We start from the raw sequence: 16520 nt of genomic DNA on the forward strand, positions 1-16520 counted from the left end.
GCAGGTAGGAATTGAGAGCGGATCGCCTTACCGCCGGCAGGGCAAACAAGGCGCTTCCCGCAGCGATCAAAGTTAGGAGAATAGTAAAAATGGGCAAAATCATCGGTATCGACCTCGGCACGACCAACTCGTGCGTGGCGATCATGGAAGGCAATTCGGTCAAGGTGATCGAGAACTCGGAAGGCGCGCGCACCACGCCGTCGATCATCGCTTATATGGAAGACGGCGAGATTCTCGTCGGCGCGCCTGCGAAGCGTCAGTCGGTCACGAACCCGAAGAACACGCTGTACGCGGTCAAGCGCCTGATCGGCCGCCGCTTCGAAGAAAAAGAAGTTCAGAAAGACATCGCGCTGATGCCGTACAAGATCATGAAGGCCGACAACGGCGACGCATGGATCGAAGTGCGCGATCAGAAGCTCGCGCCGCCGCAAATCTCGGCGGAAACGCTGCGCAAGATGAAGAAGACCGCTGAAGACTATCTCGGCGAGCCGGTCACGGAAGCCGTGATCACGGTTCCCGCGTACTTCAACGACAGCCAGCGTCAGGCCACCAAAGATGCAGGCCGCATCGCCGGTCTGGAAGTGAAGCGGATCATCAACGAACCGACCGCAGCCGCTCTGGCATTCGGTCTGGACAAGGCCGAAAAGGGCGACCGCAAGATCGCGGTGTATGACCTGGGCGGCGGTACGTTCGACGTGTCGATCATCGAAATCGCAGATGTGGACGGTGAAATGCAGTTTGAAGTGCTGTCCACGAACGGCGATACGTTCCTGGGCGGTGAAGACTTCGACCAGCGCATCATCGACTACATCATTGCCGAGTTCAAGAAGGAACAGGGCGTCGATCTGTCGAAAGACGTGCTCGCGCTGCAACGCCTGAAGGAATCGGCTGAAAAGGCGAAGATCGAACTGTCGTCGAGCCAGCAAACCGAAATCAACCTGCCGTACATCACGGCCGACGCGTCGGGTCCGAAGCACTTGAACCTGAAAATCACGCGCGCCAAGCTGGAAGCGCTGGTTGAAGAGCTGATCGAACGCACGATCGAGCCGTGCCGCGTGGCGATCAAGGACGCGGGCGTGAAGGTCGGCGAAATCGACGACGTGATTCTGGTCGGCGGTATGACCCGCATGCCGAAGGTGCAGGAAAAGGTCAAAGAGTTCTTCGGCAAGGATCCGCGCCGTGACGTGAACCCGGACGAAGCCGTGGCCGTGGGCGCCGCGATTCAAGGCCAGGTTCTGTCGGGCGACCGCAAAGACGTTCTGCTGCTCGACGTGACCCCGCTGTCGCTCGGCATCGAAACGCTCGGCGGCGTGATGACGAAGATGATCAACAAGAACACCACGATCCCGACCAAGCACGCACAGGTCTACTCGACGGCTGACGACAATCAGGGCGCCGTGACGATCAAGGTGTTCCAGGGCGAACGCGAAATGGCAGCCGGCAACAAGCTGCTGGGCGAGTTCAACCTCGAAGGCATTCCGCCGGCACCGCGCGGCACGCCGCAGATCGAGGTGAGCTTCGACATCGACGCGAACGGCATTCTGCACGTCGGCGCGAAAGACAAGGCGACCGGCAAGGAAAACCGCATCACGATCAAGGCAAACTCGGGTCTGTCCGAAGCCGAAATCGAGAAGATGGTGAAGGACGCCGAAGCTAACGCTGAGGAAGATCACAAGCTGCGTGAACTGGCCGATGCTCGCAACCAGGGCGACGCGCTGGTCCACAGCACGAAGAAGGCGCTGACCGAATACGGCGACAAGCTGGAAGCTGCCGAGAAGGAAAAGATCGAAGCCGCGCTGAAGGACCTCGAAGAAACGCTGAAGAGCGGTTCGAGCGACAAGGCCGCGATCGAAGCCAAGATCGAAGTGGTGGCCACCGCCTCGCAGAAGATGGGCGAGAAGATGTACGCCGACATGCAGGCGGCGCAAGGTGCCGAAGCTGCGGCAGCCGGCGCGGCAGGTCCGGGTGCAACGGCGGGTGGCGCGAGCCAGCAGCAGGACGACGTGGTCGACGCCGAGTTCAAGGAAGTCAAGAAAGACTAAAGCCAGGTCGCGTTTCGACCGTAAAGCCGCACACAACCCTGTGTGCGGCCCGGCTGCACCAGAGACTGCGCCCCCGTCTTGTCAGACAGCGGGACAGCAAACGTGCAAGAGCGGTTATCTCGCCTGGCGAGCCTTTTAGGCTCTCCGGGCACATTTGTTTTATGGAGGGCGTTGTTTTGAGCCGCATTCAGGCGGCATGAAACAGCGGCCGGACGAGTCGTGAGACTCCAGCATTCAAGAGGAGCCACCGTGCGCATTGCGCGAGTGGCGTTGAACCGATATGGCGAAACGGGATTACTACGAGGTTCTGGGCGTCGCAAAGAACGCGAGCGACGACGAAATCAAGAAGGCTTATCGCAAGCTGGCGATGAAGCACCACCCCGACCGCAATCCGGGCAACAAGGATGCGGAAGGGCATTTCAAAGAGGTGAAGGAAGCCTATGAAATGCTCTCGGACTCGCAAAAGCGTGCCGCGTACGATCAGTACGGCCACGCAGGCGTCGATCCGAACATGGGCGGTGCCGGGGCGCAAGGCTTCGGCGGCTTTGCCGACGCATTCGGCGATATTTTCGGCGACATCTTCGGCCAGGCGGCCGGTGGCGCCGCACGCGGCGGCGGCCGCGCCGGTCCGCAGGTGTACCGCGGCGCCGACTTGCGCTACAGCATGGAAATCACGCTGGAACAGGCCGCGCACGGCTACGACACGCAGATTCGCGTGCCGAGCTGGGTCTCGTGCGAAATCTGTCATGGTTCGGGCGCCAAGCCCGGCACCAAGCCGGAAACCTGCCCGACCTGTAGCGGTTCGGGTTCGGTGCGGATGTCGCAAGGTTTTTTCAGCATTCAGCAAACCTGCCCGAAGTGTCACGGCACCGGCACCTACATTCCTGACCCGTGCGCGCACTGCCACGGCGCGGGCAAGGTGAAGGAAACCAAGACGCTGGAAGTAAAGATCCCGGCAGGTATCGACGACGGCATGCGGATTCGTTCCGCCGGCAACGGCGAACCGGGTATCAACGGCGGCCCGTCGGGCGATCTGTACGTCGAGATTCACATCAAGCAGCACTCGGTGTTCGAACGCGACGGCGACGACCTGCATTGCCAGATGCCGATTCCGTTCACCACCGCGGCACTCGGCGGCGAAATCGAAGTGCCGACGCTCGCGGGCCGCGCCAGCTTCACCGTGCCGGAAGGCACGCAGTCGGGCAAGACGTTCCGTTTGCGTGGCAAGGGCATCAAGGGGCTGCGTTCGAGCATTGCCGGCGATCTGTACGTGCACGTGCAAGTCGAAACGCCGGTCAAACTCACCGAGCCGCAGCGCGATCTGCTCAAGCAGTTCGAAAAGGCGCTGGTTGAAGGCGGCTCGCGGCATAGCCCGCAAAGCAAGAGCTGGTTCGACCGGGTGAAGAGCTTCTTCGATTAATGGCGGTTTGAAGTTGGCGGTAGGTATGACGGCAGATGAGCGCGGCGCAGTGTTCGCGTTGCTCGACGATTGCGACGCGACGGCGGCGCGCCGGTCGAGTCGTCTGTACGCGGGTTTTGTGCATGAACGGGTATGTGCGGACGCCGCGCAGCTCGAAGCCGTGTGCGAAACCGTGGCCGCGCAGACGCAGCGTGGTTTGCATGCCGTCGTGCTCGCCGACTATGAGTTCGGCCGGAATCTTCTCGACGGAGATTTGAACCGGTCTTTGAAAACGCAGCGTGGCGATGCCACGCTGCGTTTTTTATTGTTCGAACGTTGCGAGAAGCTCAGTCGTGAAGAGGTCGACGCGTGGCTCATGGCGCGCGATGAAGGCGCGGCCGAGCCATCGGTGGCGGGCACGGTGAACGTGCGCGCGAGCGTCGACCCGGCGCAGTTCGACGCGGCGATCGATGCGATTCACTCGGCTCTGCGCGCCGGCGATTCCTATCAGGTCAACTACACGTACCGGCTCGGTTTCGATGTATTCGGCTCGCCCACCGCGCTGTATCGACGGTTGAGGGCGCGTCAGCCGGTGCCGTATGGCGCGCTGATTGCATTGCCCGGTGGACAGTGGGTGCTGTCGTGTTCGCCGGAACTCTTCATCGAGAAGCAGAGCGCGACGTTGCGTGCGCGGCCGATGAAAGGCACGGCCCCGCGCTCGGACGATCCGGCGGCGGATCGGCGCGCCGCCGAATTCCTCGGCAACGATCCGAAAAATCGCGCCGAAAACGTGATGATCGTCGACCTGTTGCGCAATGATCTGTCGCGGGTGGCGCAAACGGGTTCGGTCAAGGTGCCGGCGCTGTTCTCGGTCGAGCCATATGCGTCGGTGTGGCAAATGACCTCGACAGTGGAGGCAACGCTAAAGCCCGCCACGTCGTTCGCTCAGACGTTGCGCGCGCTGTTTCCCTGTGGCTCGATCACCGGCGCGCCGAAGCATCGCACGATGCAGTTGATCGATGAACTCGAGAGCACGCCGCGCGGACTCTACACCGGCGCGATTGGTTGGCTGGACGCGCCTTCATCGTGCGCTGACACCGCGGCGGCGACCACGCGCGATGCAAACCAGACCGATTGCGGCGACTTCTGCTTGTCCGTCGCGATCCGCACACTGACGTTGAGCCCGTCGACGCAAACCGGTCGTCTGGAGGGCAAGATGGGCGTCGGCGCGGGCATCGTGCTCGACAGCGTCGCCGCCGACGAATATGCGGAGTGCCAATTGAAGGCCAGCTTTCTGACCGGCGCCGAGCCCGGTTTCGAGCTATTCGAAACGATGTATGCGACGCGCGAAGAGGGCGTACGGCACCTGTCTCGCCATCTCGCGCGACTGTCATCGAGCGCCGCGACGCTCGGCTTCAAGTTCGACGACGCAAACGCCATTAGCTCAGAGATCGCTACGAAATGCGCGTCGCTGCCCGCGCATACGCCGCATCGCATGCGGCTTGCGCTGAGCAAAAACGGCACGATTCAGATCACGGCTGCAGTGTTGACGCCGCTAGCCGAACCGACCGCCGGCGTGCTGCTTGGACCCGATCACGCATTCCCGGCAACCGACGCCGCCGACCCGCTGCTGCACCACAAAACCACGCGCCGCGCCGAATACGATCGCGGCTGGCGCGAAGCCGAAGCGAAGGGCGCATTCGACACGCTGTTCTTCAACGCGCAAGGCGAGTTGACCGAAGGCGGCCGCTCGAATGTGTTTGTGAAACTGGCTGGACGCTGGTGGACGCCGCCGCTCGCATCGGGCGTGCTGCCCGGCGTGATGCGTAGCGTTTTGCTTGAGGACGCGTCGGAACTGCAGGCGGGCGAACGTGTGCTGACGCGGACCGATCTGCAAAACGCCGAAGCGCTAATGGTGTGCAATGCACTGCGAGGCGCGGTACCGGCGCGGATCGTGGGCTGATAGAGGTGAGAGCGCAAGCCGCTAACTGCGGCAATCAATGCGAAGCGGGGCCGCCGCCCACGCCTCAACCGCGAAATACACGCAGCAGCCGAATCATCCAGGCGCTCAAGCTCGCATGCAAACCCGACTCGCGCACGTCATGCGGCACGGTGGCGTGATCGCGGATTCCCGCTACGTCGATCAGGCAGAATGGGCTCATGGCGGTCTCTCCTCGGCTCGCGGCGAGGCCGCATAAACAGGAAGACGAAGATAGACAACCGGCTTTGCATGCAATATCGGATCGATCTCAAAACGGGCACGAAGCCGCCCGCTTTGCCGCAAACTCGATCGATTTGAAACTCAGAACGTGTGCTCCGGCCCAGGAAACGAACCGTCCTTCACCGCCGCTACATACGCTTCGACCGCCGCCAGAATACTCGGCTGTCCATGCATGAAATCCTTCACGAAGCGCGGGCGTTTGCCGGGGAAAATGCCCAGCATGTCGTGCAGCACCAGCACCTGACCCGAGCAATCCAGGCCCGCGCCGATGCCGATCGTCGGAATACGCAACTGCTTCGTGACGTCGCTGGCGAGCAGCGTCGGAATCGCTTCCATCACGATCAATTGCGCGCCGGCCTGCTGCACGGCGAGCGAGTCGCGCATCAACTGCGTCGCGCCTGCTTCGGTCTTGCCCTGCACCTTGAAGCCACCGAACGCATGCACGGATTGCGGCGTCAGACCGACGTGCGCGCATACAGGAATCGAGCGCTCCACCAGGAAGCGCACCGTGTCCGCCAGCCATTCTCCACCTTCGAGCTTCACCATCTGCGCGCCGGCGCGCATCAATTCCACGGAGCTTCTGAACGCGTCCTCCGGCGTGCCGTAGGTGCCGAACGGCAAGTCGGCCACGATCAGCGCCGCGGGCCGCGCGCGCGCCACGCTAGCCGTGTGATACGCGATGTCGGCGAGCGACACGGGCAGGGTGGTCGTCTGGCCTTGCAGCACATTGCCGAGCGAATCGCCGATCAGCAACACGTCGACGCCCGCGCGGTCCAGCAGCGCGGCGAAGCTCGCGTCGTAGCAGGTGAGCATGGCGATTTTTTCGCCGGCATCGCGCATTGCCTGCAGTTTCGGCACGGTGATGGCGTTCCGGCTCGCTTCCTGCAAATAGGTCATGGGGTCAATCCGTTGAGAAAAGAGAGGTGGCCGCGCCGCTTACAGCGACGTGCCTTTGACAAAGAATTCCTTGCGGCCACGCATGGTTTCGATGCGTTCGGCGAGTAGCGCAAGGTCCGCGTCCGAGTCGAGCGGATTCAGATGTTCGGCATTGACCGTCAGCACGGGCGTGCGGTCGTAGTGATAGAAAAACTCGTTGTACGCGTCGCACAGGGCGTGCAGATACGCGTCGGAAATCTGCAGCTCCATCGGCACCGCGCGCTTCTGGATTCGCGCGAACAACACTTCCGGGCTCGCCTGAAGATAGACCACGAAGTCCGGTGCCGGCGCATTGACGTCGATGCGCGCGGCGAGCGCGCGATACAACTGCCACTCGTCTTCCTGCAGCGTCAGACGCGCGAAGATGTCGTTCTTCTGCGTCATGAAATCGGCGACCAGCGGTGTGCCCGACACGTGTGCCGCGCTCACGTCCTGAGCCTGCTGCGCGCGCTGCAAGGCGAAGTGCAATTGCGTAGGCAGCGCGTAACGCGCAGTGTCGCGATAAAAGCGTTCGAGGAAAGGATTGTCCTGCGGCCGTTCGAACAGTTCCTGCATCGACCAGCGTTGCGCGAGGCGCCGTGCGAGCGAGGTCTTGCCGACGCCGATCGGTCCTTCGATCGCGAGATAGCCGAACGGAGGCCGCAGTTGCGGCGCCGTGACGGTAAGCGGCGTTGAATTCATTCGCAACCGCCTTTAGGGGTGGCGCTTTCACCTGCGGCCAATGCATTGAGCATAGGGCACTGGCAAGGCCCCTTCACTTTCTCGATGCGCTGATCGGTCACACCGCTGAGCAGCGCTTCGGCGCGGCCGTGTTGCGGGATGACGAGCGAAGGATCGATCTCGACGAGCGGCACCAGCGCGAATGCCCGTTCGACCAGACGTGGATGCGGCACGATCAGATCGGCTTCATCGATCGATTGATCGCCGAATAGCAGGATGTCCAGATCGAGCGTGCGCGGTGCATTGCGAAACGGCCGCTCGCGGCCGAACTGATGCTCGATCTTGTGACAGAGCGCCAGCAGATGCCGCACGGGGAGCGTCGTATCGATCTTCACGACGCAGTTGAAATAATCGTCACCGCCCGCGTCGATCGGGGCAGTGCGATACAGGCTCGACTTGGCGAGCACGGAGATGGTGTGCTGTTGTGCGAGGCACACCACTGCGTCTTTCAGGGTCTGGCGCGCGTCCCCGAGATTCGCGCCGAGGCCGAGATAAGCAACCGTCATGGCATAACTTCCTGCAACTATCGTTCGACGGCAACAGCCAACGCTGTGTCAGTCTTCGTGCGGGCCGTCTTGGCTCGCGTCGTCGGCTGTGCGTTCGGCTGGCGTGCCGCCCTCCAATCCGTCCCCCGGCTTGCGGTTTCTACCGCCGCTGCTGCGCCGCCGTCGTTTTCTGGGGCTTCGGTCCTTCCCGCCTTGCGTGAGCAATGCCTCACGCGCGGCGATGTCTCCTTCTATGAACTCCGTCCACCACGCACCGACCGACTCGTCGAGTTCGCCCGATTCGCAGCGCAACAGGAGGAAATCATACCCCGCTCTAAATCTTTGGTGTTCCAGCAGCTTCAGCGCGCTTCTTCCGGAGCGTTTTTCGAGGCGCAATTGCAGGCCCCAGATCTCGCGCATATCCGACGAGAAGCGTTTGTGGATCGCGAGTTTCTCCGTTTGCATGTCGAGGACGTCGTCCATCGCGCGATGCAGCGCGGGCACTGGATATTCGCCGTTCGCTTCAAATTTTTGCCAGCGCTGCTGCACGTCGTGCCACAACAGCGTGGCGAACAGGAAGCCCGGCGACACCGGCTTGCCGGCGCGCACGCGGGCATCCGTATTGTTCAGCGCGAGCGTGATGAATTTTTCGCCGATGGGCTGCTCGAGCACCACGTCGAGCAAAGGCAGCAGGCCATGATGCAGGCCTTCCTGGCGCAGGCGCTTCAAGCACGCGAGCGCATGGCCCGACAGCATCAGCTTGAGCATCTCGTCGAACAGACGTGCGGCGGGCACGTTGTTGATCAGATCGGCCATGTTGGCGATCGGCTCGCGGGTGCTGTCCTCGATCTCGAAGTCGAGCTTCGCCGCGAAACGCACCACGCGCAGCATGCGCACCGGATCTTCGCGATAACGCGTGGCCGGGTCGCCGATCATGCGCAGCAAACGCGCGCGCATGTCGGCCATGCCGTTGTGATAGTCCAGCACGGTTTGCGTGGCCGGATCGTAATACATCGCGTTGATCGTGAAGTCGCGGCGCGTGGCGTCTTCGTGCTGCTCGCCCCACACGTTGTCGCGCAGCACGCGGCCGCTCGCGTCCACCGCGTGGGTGCGGCGGTCGAGTTCGTCACGTTTCAGGCGGCGAGCCGGAGGCGCGTCGGCCGCGGGCGGATCGACCAGCGCGCGGAACGTCGAGGTCTCGATGATTTCCTGACCGAACTGCACGTGCACGATCTGAAACCGCCGGCCGATGATGCGCGCGCGGCGGAACAGCTTTTGCACCTGTTCGGGCGTGGCGTCCGTGGCGACGTCGAAGTCTTTCGGCTTGATGCCGAGCAGCAGATCGCGCACCGCCCCGCCGACGATGAACGCGCGGTGCCCCGCCTGTTGCAGACCTTCGGTCACGCGAATCGCGTTCCTCGAGATCAGCGCCTGGTCGATGCCGTGCACGTCGTGCGGAATGATGACCGGCACGTCCGGATCGCGCACGGTCTTGACGGGCGCGCTGGAACGGGCGGGTTTGCGGCGCGCTTTGCTCGCGCCTGACGGAGTGCGCGCGGGCGCGCTGCCGGTTTCGTCTGTTTCGGCTTCGGCGGGCAGGGTGTCGTCAGCGGGTGCCGCGTCCTGGCCGAATAGCTTGCGGATAAATTTTTTGATCACGAGGGTTGGAAGAGTTCGAGGATGCGCCAGCCTTTGGCCTGCGCATGGGCGCGCAATGTGTCGTCGGGATTGGTCGCGATCGGGTCTGTAACTTTTTCGAGCAGTGGAATGTCGTTGTGCGAATCGCTATAAAAATAGCTGTGCTCGAAGTCGCTCCACGTCTTGCCGAGCGAGGCGAGCCACGCTTCGGTGCGCACGATCTTGCCTTCCTTGTAGCTCGGCGTGCCGGTGGGGCGGCCGGTGTACGGCGAATGCGGCTCGCCGTCGACGGTTTCCGCTTCGCAGGCGATCAGCGCGTCGACGCCGAATGCCTGAGCGATCGGGCGGGTGATGAATTCGTTGGTGGCGGTGACCACGCAACACAGGTCGCAGGCTTCGCGGTGCTGCTTCACCAGTTCCAGTGCGACGGGAAAGATCGCCGGCTTGATGACTTCGTGCATGTACTGCGCGTGAAAGTCGGCGAGTTGCGCGCGCGTGTACTTCGACAGCGGCGTGAGCATCGCGATCAGATAGGCGTGAATGTCGAGCTTGCCGGCTTTGTAATCGGCGAAAAAGCGGTCGTTTTCACGGGCGAAATTTTCGGCGTCGACCATGCCGTGTTTCACCATGAAGCGGCCCCATTCGTGGTCGCTGTCGGTGGGGATGAGCGTGTGGTCGAGATCGAAGAGTGCAAGGTTAGCCATGGGGGCCTATTTTACTTGAAGCGGCGGATGACGCGGATGAGGCCGCCGAGCTCGGCGCGCCGCGCCGTTCTTCGGCGTCGGGGGAAGCCAGCATGGTACGCAACAGCGGCAGCGTGACCGCGCGTTTCTGTTCGAGCGAGAAGCGGTCGAGCGCGTCGAGCAGCGCCATCAGACTGGGCATGTCGCGGCGAAAATGCGTGAGCAGGTAGGCCGGCACGTCGTCGGCGAGCATGAGGCCGCGCTCGCGCGCCGCGTGTTTCAGCACTGCGGCCTTGCCTTCGTCGGGCAGCGGCGCGAGATGGAACACGAGCCCCCAGCCGAGGCGCGTGCGCAAATCCTCGCGCACCGTCATGCCGATGGGCGGCGCGTTGCCCGCGGCGACCAGTGCGCTGGTGGGATGCGCGCGCACTTCGTTGAACAGGTTGAAGACGGCGATCTGCTGCGCGGCCGACAAGGCGTCGCAATCGTCGATTGCATAGAGCGCGACGCGCGGGTCGAAGCTGAACGCGGCGAGACTGCTCTGCGGGCCGGCAAAACGCGCATGCCCCGGCGATGCTTCGTGCACGAGCGCCTGCAACAGGTGCGTGCGGCCGCTGCCGGACTCGCCCCACAGGTAGAACGTGCGATCGGCGACCGGCCCGGCGGCGAGCGCGTTCTCGAGCTCGCGCAGGCGCGTGACCAGCTCGGCGTTGGCGCCGGCGAAGAAATTGTCGAATGTCGATGGCGGCGGGGTGCCGAGATCGAGCGTCAGTTGACGAAGCACAGTAGGTGAATGCCGAAAATGAGGCTTGGGCCGCAAATGGCCGTATGACGGGCCGAAATAGTCAAGGAGCAGTCAGTTGTTATAGAGCGTGCTCGTCAGATAGCTTTGCCGCAACTCGCGCACGGCGACCGACAGAATCGCGCTGACCGGCAACGCCAGCAATACACCGAAAAAGCCGAACAGCTGCCCGAACGCGAGCAACGCGAAAATCACCGCGAGCGGGTGCAGGCCGATCCGTTCGCCCACCAGCCGCGGCGTGAGAAAAAAGCTCTCCAGGATCTGGCCGACACCGTAAATCACCGCGACCGCGCCGAAGCCGTACCAGTCGCCGAATTGCAGCAGCGCCGCGAGCAGCGCCAGCGCGAGGCCGGTTGCGAAACCGATGTACGGGATGAACACCGCGAGCCCCGTAAAAATACCGACCGGCAAGGCGATCTCGAAGCGCGCGATAGTCAGCGCCACCGCGTAAAACACCGCCAGCACGCCCATCACGAGCAACTGGCCGCGCAGGTATTGCGACAGCATCTGGTCCATGTCACGGGCGAGTTGCAGCGTCTTGTCGAGCCAGCGGCGCGGCACGACGATCTGCGCACGCGCGAGCATGCGGTTCCAGTCGTACAGCAGGTAGAACAGCACGAGCGGCACCAGCACGACGTTGCCGACCACGGTCACCATCACGTTGCCGCTCGTGCGGATATAGGTCCACGCGTAAACCGCAACGGTTTGCGCGCTGCCTTCCAGTTGTCCCATGACGAGATCGCGAATGCTGGCGAAATCGAGCGAATCGGCGAGTCCCAGCATGGCCAGCTTGGGTTGCAGCCAGGCGTTCACGTGTGCAAAGAATACAGGCACCTGTTGCTTGAGTTGCGGCGCTTCTTTCTGGATGACAGCCAGAACCAGCAGCACGAGCAGCGTCATTACGAGCGTGAACAGCAGCATCATCAGCAAGGCGGCCAGACTGCGCGGCACGCGCCGGCGCACCATCCACGCCACGCCCGGCTGCAGAATGTACGCGAGAATCGCGCCGAGCAGAAACGGCGTGAGAACCGGACTCAGCAGCCAGAGCAGAATGCCGACGCCCAGCGCGATAGCCAGCCAGATGAAGGCGCGGCGCTGAACAGGCGTCAGTATCGAAGAGTTCTCTTGCAAGGTTGTTTTTCCAGGTGTCGTCGCGACCGGATCATTCAGGATGATGCAAATTCCAGCCAGTCGGCCCGCAACTCTGTATGGGACCAGAGTAAGCGCTGAAGCGCCAACTCTGGTCGGCATCGGGTAAAATCGCATTTTACCGACCTTCGAGCTCTTCCCCATGAATCAACCGAAATCCGCCCCGAATTCAACTGATTCGGCCCAAGGTCTGTCGTATCGCGACGCCGGCGTGGACATCGACGCGGGCGACGCCCTGGTCGACGCGATCAAGCCCTTTGCCAAAAAGACGATGCGCGACGGCGTGCTGGGTGGCATCGGCGGGTTCGGCGCGCTGTTCGAAGTGCCGAAGAAGTACAAGGAGCCGGTGCTGGTGTCAGGCACCGACGGCGTCGGCACCAAGCTGCGTCTCGCGTTTCAACTGAACAAACACGACACCGTCGGCCAGGATCTGGTGGCGATGAGCGTGAACGACATTCTCGTGCAGGGCGCCGAGCCGCTGTTCTTCCTCGACTATTTCGCCTGCGGCAAGCTGGACGTCGCCACGGCGGCAACGGTCGTGAAGGGCATCGCGCATGGCTGTGAACTGTCGGGTTGCGCGTTGATCGGCGGCGAGACCGCGGAAATGCCGGGCATGTACCCCGACGGCGAGTACGATCTGGCCGGCTTCGCGGTCGGCGCGGTTGAAAAAAGCAAGATTATCGACGGCAGCACGATTGCCCCCGGCGACATCGTGCTGGGTCTGGCTTCGAGCGGCATCCATTCGAACGGGTTTTCGCTGGTGCGCAAGATCATCGAGCGCGCGCAGCCTGATCTGAACGCGGATTTCGACGGCCGCTCGCTGGCTGATGCGCTGATGGCGCCCACGCATATTTATGTGAAGCCGCTGCTGGCGTTGATGCAGCAGATCGCCGTCAAGGGCATGGCGCACATCACCGGTGGTGGCCTCGTCGAGAATATTCCGCGCGTGTTGCGTGAAGGCCTGACGGCCGAACTGGATCATCGTGGCTGGCCGTTGCCGCCGCTGTTCTCGTGGCTGCAAAAGCATGGCGGCGTGGCGGATGCGGAAATGCATCGCGTGTTCAACTGCGGTATCGGTATGGCGGTGGTCGTGTCGGCTGCTGATGCCGATGCGGCAATCGGTCTGCTGTCGGCTGCCGGCGAGCAAGTCTGGAAAATCGGCGTGATTCGCGAAAGCGCGGCCGGTGAAGCTCAAACTGTGGTGATCTAAAGTCAAAGCTTTTGGGACCCGCGTGGTGTGAGAATACCTTCACCTCGCGGGTTCAAAACTTCGCAGCAATCTCAAAGCAACGCTTCAATCGCTTCAAGCACCCGCGCCGTCGCGTGCGGATCGCAGCAATCCACCACCACCCGCTCTGGCATGCTTCGCAGCCATGTGAGCTGTCGCTTGCACAACTGCCGCGTCGCGAAGACGCCCTTGTCGCGCATGGTCGAATAATCGACCGCGCCGTCCAGATACTCCCAGACTTGCCGGTAGCCCACGCAACGCATGGACGCCATCTCGGGCAATAAGTCGCCGCGTTCGCGCAGCTTCACCACTTCATCGATGAAACCGCCGGCCAGCATCGCATCGAAGCGCTTCTCGATGCGCGCATGGAGCACGCTGCGCTCGGACGGCTCCAGTGCGACCGGCACGAAGCGCCATGCGGCCGCGGAGTCGTCTTGCCTGGTGGGCGCAGCCAGCAACGCGGACATCGCCTGTCCGGTCAGCATGAAAATTTCAAGCGCCCGCTGAATCCGCTGCGAATCGTTCGGCGCCAACCGCGCAGCCGTTATGGGGTCGAGCGCGGCAAGCCGCGCATGCAGGGCCGGCCAGCCTTCGCGTGCGGCGTCGGCGTCGAGCGTGGCGCGCACATCCGGGTCGGCGGCGGGCAGATCGTTGAGCCCTTGCGTGAGCGCCTTGTAGTACAGCATGGTCCCGCCGACCAGCAACGGCAGCCGCCCGCGCGCGTGGATCTCGGCGGTCAGCCGTAAAGTGTCGGCGCGGAATTGCGCGGCGGAATAGGCGTCGGTGGGATCGACGATATCGATCAGATGATGCGGCGCCACCGCGCGTTCTTCAGCGGTCGGCTTGGCCGTGCCGATATCCATCTCGCGATAGACCAGCGCTGAATCGACACTGATGATTTCCACCGGGCGGCGCGCGGCGAGCGCCAGCGCGGCAGCGGTTTTGCCGGATGCGGTCGGGCCGAGCAGGCACGGGACGACCGTGGGTATGCGCGACGTCGTGTGCGCGGTCATGGGCAAGCGGGTGCGCGTCGAAGCAGCGTCACGTCATTGCCCGCGCATGAACAGCCGATCGAGATCGGACAGCGTCAACTGATACCACGTGGGACGCCCGTGATTGCATTGATCGGCGCGCTCGGTGGCTTCCATCTGGCGCAGCAGCGCGTTCATTTCATCGAGCGTCAGACGACGATTCGCGCGCACCGCGTGATGGCAGGCGAGCGTGCCGAGCATCTCGTGCTGACGTTCGGTCAACACGCGCGAGCCGCCGAACGCATGCAGATCGGAGAGGACCGCGCGCGCCAGCGCCTGCAGATCGGCGTCTTTCAGCAGCGCCGGCACGGCGCGGATCGCGAGCGTGGTGGGCGACAGCACGGCGAGGTCGAAGCCGAGCGCGTCGAGCGTGTCGCGCTCTTCTTCCACGGTGCCGATTTCGATCGGGTCTGCCTGCATGGACTGCGGGATCAGCAGCGGCTGCACGGCAATCGTGCGATCGGCCAGCGCGTTTTTGAACTGCTCGTACAGAATGCGCTCGTGCGCGGCGTGCATGTCGACGATCACCAGTCCGTGCGCGTTCTGCGCCAGCACGTAGATGCCGTGGATCTGACCGAGCGCGAAGCCGAGCGGTTGTTCGTCGGCGGCGTGGAAAGCGGGCGCCGGGTAGGGTGCGGACGTGTTGTACGGCGACGGCGATTCGGCTGCCGAGTCGCGCGCTTCGAACAGCGTGGCGCCTTCTGCCGTGCCGGGGTTGGTGTCCCTGCGGCCGAACAGCGCGTCGTAAAACGCGAGCGGTTGTGCGACCGGCAGCGTGCCCTGCGTCATGCGAGCCTGGCGCATCCACGTGTTGCCTGGCTGGCCCGGCTGCGACGAGCCGAAGCCGCCGCCCGATGCGCCACCGAAGCCGCCACCCAGTCCGCCGCCGAGGCCGCCTGCGCCATTGCCCGCACCGAAAGCGCCGCCGCCAATGCCCGCGCCGCCCAACGGCGTTGCGCCAAACGAAACCGGTCCGCCGGCCGCGGGCTCCAGATGCGCCGCATGCCCGCCGGCCGTCGTTTCCGGCGATGCGCCCGCATGCCGCGCCAGCGCGCGCTGCACGGCGTGAAAGACGAACTGGTGTATCGAGCGCGAATCGCGGAACCGCACTTCGATCTTCGACGGATGCACGTTCACATCGACCGCTTCAGGCGGCAGATCGAGGAACAGCACGTAGGACGGATAGCGCTCGCCGTGCAAGACATCTTCATAAGCGGCGCGCACGGCGTGGGTGAGCAGTTTGTCGCGCACAAAGCGGCCGTTGACGAAAAAATACTGCTGATCGGCCCGCCCACGGCTCGCGGTCGGCAGACCCGCGCAACCGTAGACGGCCAGCGGTCCCGCGGATTCGTCTAGCGGCAGATGGGCCGTCGCGAACGTCTCGCCGAGAATCTTCGCGACCCGCACTGGCGGCTCGCTGGCGTTCCAGTGTTCGACCGCCTTGCCGTTATGCAGCACCGAAATCGCGACATCCGGCCGCGCCAGCGCCGCGCGGCGAATCTGTTCGAGACAATGGCCGAGTTCGGTCTGCTCGCTCTTCAGAAACTTACGGCGCGCCGGCGTGTTGAAATACAACTCGCGGACTTCGATTGTGGTGCCCTGAGTGCCCGCCGCCGGGCTTAGCACGCCGGTGTCCGCGTCCACCCGCACCGCGTGCGCCGCCTCGGCCGTGCGGCTCGTAATGGTCATCTGCGCGACCGAGGCAATCGAGGCCAGCGCCTCGCCGCGGAACCCCAGCGTGGCCACCGCTTCCAGCTCGGCAAGCGAGCGGATTTTGCTGGTGGCGTGGCGCATCAGCGCGAGCACGAGTTCGTTTTCGGGGATGCCGCAGCCGTCGTCGGTGATCGAGATGCGCTTGACGCCGCCTTCGTCGAGCAGGATGCGCAGCGACTGCGCGCCCGCATCGAGCGCATTTTCCAGCAGTTCCTTGACGACCGAGGCCGGTCGCTCGACCACCTCACCGGCGGCGATCTGGCTGATCAACTGATCGGGAAGGGGCTGGATCGCGCGTAACGGGCGTGGGGCGGGCGCGGCGGCGGAAACCGCGGTCGCGGCGTCGAGGCCGGCAGGCGTTTCGGAGAATTCGGACATGGCGAAATTATAGCGATTCGGCGCGGCAAGCCCGCAGCGCGCGCAAGCACACCCACGTGCGGGAGATTTTTAATTGTGGCCGGGCACTTTCTGTA

General features: G+C 63.5%; 14 protein-coding genes. 4 read left to right on the plus strand and 10 right to left on the minus strand.

Translation table 11 applies throughout. The features are described from left to right. Positions 1 to 89 precede the first annotated feature (89 nt). The 3 genes from dnaK (at position 90) to pabB (ending at position 5404) form a co-directional block, all read left to right on the plus strand. Entirely contained in the window at positions 90 to 2042 is a 1953-nt protein-coding gene (gene dnaK / locus PQR54_RS04225) for a molecular chaperone DnaK (protein WP_408244191.1), read from the plus strand. A gap of 280 nt (positions 2043 to 2322) precedes the next feature. Continuing rightward, positions 2323 to 3462, plus strand: coding sequence for a molecular chaperone DnaJ (gene dnaJ, locus PQR54_RS04230; protein ID WP_408244192.1), 1140 nt, complete (start codon positions 2323 to 2325; stop codon positions 3460 to 3462). A gap of 25 nt (positions 3463 to 3487) precedes the next feature. Continuing rightward, entirely contained in the window at positions 3488 to 5404 is a 1917-nt protein-coding gene (gene pabB, locus PQR54_RS04235; RefSeq protein ID WP_408244193.1) for an aminodeoxychorismate synthase component I, read from the plus strand. Between the two features lie 64 nt (positions 5405 to 5468). On the opposite strand, the gene PQR54_RS04240 is transcribed toward pabB, so the two are convergent. From PQR54_RS04240 to PQR54_RS04275, 8 genes are all read right to left on the minus strand, one after another. Beyond that, positions 5469 to 5603, minus strand: a complete 135-nt coding sequence (locus tag PQR54_RS04240) for a hypothetical protein (protein WP_408244194.1) — start codon at positions 5601 to 5603, stop codon at positions 5469 to 5471. A gap of 140 nt (positions 5604 to 5743) precedes the next feature. Then, a complete protein-coding gene (gene panB / locus PQR54_RS04245) occupies positions 5744 to 6559 on the minus strand; it encodes a 3-methyl-2-oxobutanoate hydroxymethyltransferase (RefSeq protein WP_012431801.1) in 816 nt (271 codons plus the stop codon). Between the two features lie 39 nt (positions 6560 to 6598). Next, a complete protein-coding gene (locus PQR54_RS04250; RefSeq protein WP_408244195.1) occupies positions 6599 to 7279 on the minus strand; it encodes a deoxynucleoside kinase in 681 nt (226 codons plus the stop codon). Further along, positions 7276 to 7824: a 2-amino-4-hydroxy-6-hydroxymethyldihydropteridine diphosphokinase gene (gene folK, locus PQR54_RS04255; RefSeq protein ID WP_408244196.1), complete on the minus strand. Its 549-nt coding sequence runs from the start codon at positions 7822 to 7824 to the stop codon at positions 7276 to 7278. The genes PQR54_RS04250 and folK overlap by 4 nt, the downstream gene beginning before the upstream one ends. A gap of 48 nt (positions 7825 to 7872) precedes the next feature. Further along, on the minus strand, positions 7873 to 9462 hold the full coding sequence (pcnB, locus tag PQR54_RS04260; RefSeq protein WP_408244197.1) for a polynucleotide adenylyltransferase PcnB: 1590 nt from the start codon (positions 9460 to 9462) through the stop codon (positions 7873 to 7875). Then, entirely contained in the window at positions 9459 to 10145 is a 687-nt protein-coding gene (locus tag PQR54_RS04265) for a histidinol-phosphatase (RefSeq protein WP_408244198.1), read from the minus strand. The genes pcnB and PQR54_RS04265 overlap by 4 nt, the downstream gene beginning before the upstream one ends. Next, positions 10138 to 10908 carry a DnaA regulatory inactivator Hda gene (hda, locus tag PQR54_RS04270; protein WP_408244199.1) on the minus strand — a complete coding sequence of 257 codons (771 nt, stop codon included), beginning with the start codon at positions 10906 to 10908 and terminating at the stop codon, positions 10138 to 10140. Before hda ends, PQR54_RS04265 begins: the two co-directional genes overlap by 8 nt. A 72-nt stretch (positions 10909 to 10980) precedes the next feature. Next, complete coding sequence (locus PQR54_RS04275; protein WP_408244200.1) at positions 10981 to 12057, minus strand: AI-2E family transporter; 1077 nt, start codon at positions 12055 to 12057, stop codon at positions 10981 to 10983. Positions 12058 to 12217: 160 nt separating this feature from the next. Here PQR54_RS04275 and purM point away from each other — a divergent pair, with 160 nt between their 5' ends. After that, positions 12218 to 13285 (plus strand): phosphoribosylformylglycinamidine cyclo-ligase, encoded by a 1068-nt coding sequence (gene purM / locus PQR54_RS04280; protein WP_408244201.1) that lies wholly within the window; start codon positions 12218 to 12220, stop codon positions 13283 to 13285. Between the two features lie 71 nt (positions 13286 to 13356). Here purM and miaA read toward each other — a convergent pair whose 3' ends face one another. After that, a complete protein-coding gene (gene miaA, locus PQR54_RS04285; protein WP_408244202.1) occupies positions 13357 to 14316 on the minus strand; it encodes a tRNA (adenosine(37)-N6)-dimethylallyltransferase MiaA in 960 nt (319 codons plus the stop codon). A gap of 33 nt (positions 14317 to 14349) precedes the next feature. Next, positions 14350 to 16425, minus strand: coding sequence for a DNA mismatch repair endonuclease MutL (gene mutL, locus PQR54_RS04290; protein WP_408244203.1), 2076 nt, complete (start codon positions 16423 to 16425; stop codon positions 14350 to 14352). Positions 16426 to 16520: the final 95 nt, after the last annotated feature.

Source organism: Paraburkholderia phytofirmans, from assembly GCF_046028095.1.
Taxonomy (GTDB): domain Bacteria; phylum Pseudomonadota; class Gammaproteobacteria; order Burkholderiales; family Burkholderiaceae; genus Paraburkholderia; species Paraburkholderia phytofirmans_A.

Bases quoted from the DNA above. Each gene is read 5' to 3' on its own strand.
- folK (WP_408244196.1), bottom strand. From the start codon at position 7,824: ATGACGGTTGCTTATCTCGGCCTCGGCGCGAATCTCGGGGACGCGCGC.
- purM (WP_408244201.1), top strand. From the start codon at position 12,218: ATGAATCAACCGAAATCCGCCCCGAATTCAACTGATTCGGCCCAAGGT.
- mutL (WP_408244203.1), bottom strand. From the start codon at position 16,425: ATGTCCGAATTCTCCGAAACGCCTGCCGGCCTCGACGCCGCGACCGCG.
- PQR54_RS04240 (WP_408244194.1), bottom strand. From the start codon at position 5,603: ATGAGCCCATTCTGCCTGATCGACGTAGCGGGAATCCGCGATCACGCC.
- panB (WP_012431801.1), bottom strand. From the start codon at position 6,559: ATGACCTATTTGCAGGAAGCGAGCCGGAACGCCATCACCGTGCCGAAA.
- PQR54_RS04265 (WP_408244198.1), bottom strand. From the start codon at position 10,145: ATGGCTAACCTTGCACTCTTCGATCTCGACCACACGCTCATCCCCACC.
- PQR54_RS04250 (WP_408244195.1), bottom strand. From the start codon at position 7,279: ATGAATTCAACGCCGCTTACCGTCACGGCGCCGCAACTGCGGCCTCCG.
- miaA (WP_408244202.1), bottom strand. From the start codon at position 14,316: ATGACCGCGCACACGACGTCGCGCATACCCACGGTCGTCCCGTGCCTG.
- dnaK (WP_408244191.1), top strand. From the start codon at position 90: ATGGGCAAAATCATCGGTATCGACCTCGGCACGACCAACTCGTGCGTG.
- pabB (WP_408244193.1), top strand. From the start codon at position 3,488: ATGACGGCAGATGAGCGCGGCGCAGTGTTCGCGTTGCTCGACGATTGC.
- dnaJ (WP_408244192.1), top strand. From the start codon at position 2,323: ATGGCGAAACGGGATTACTACGAGGTTCTGGGCGTCGCAAAGAACGCG.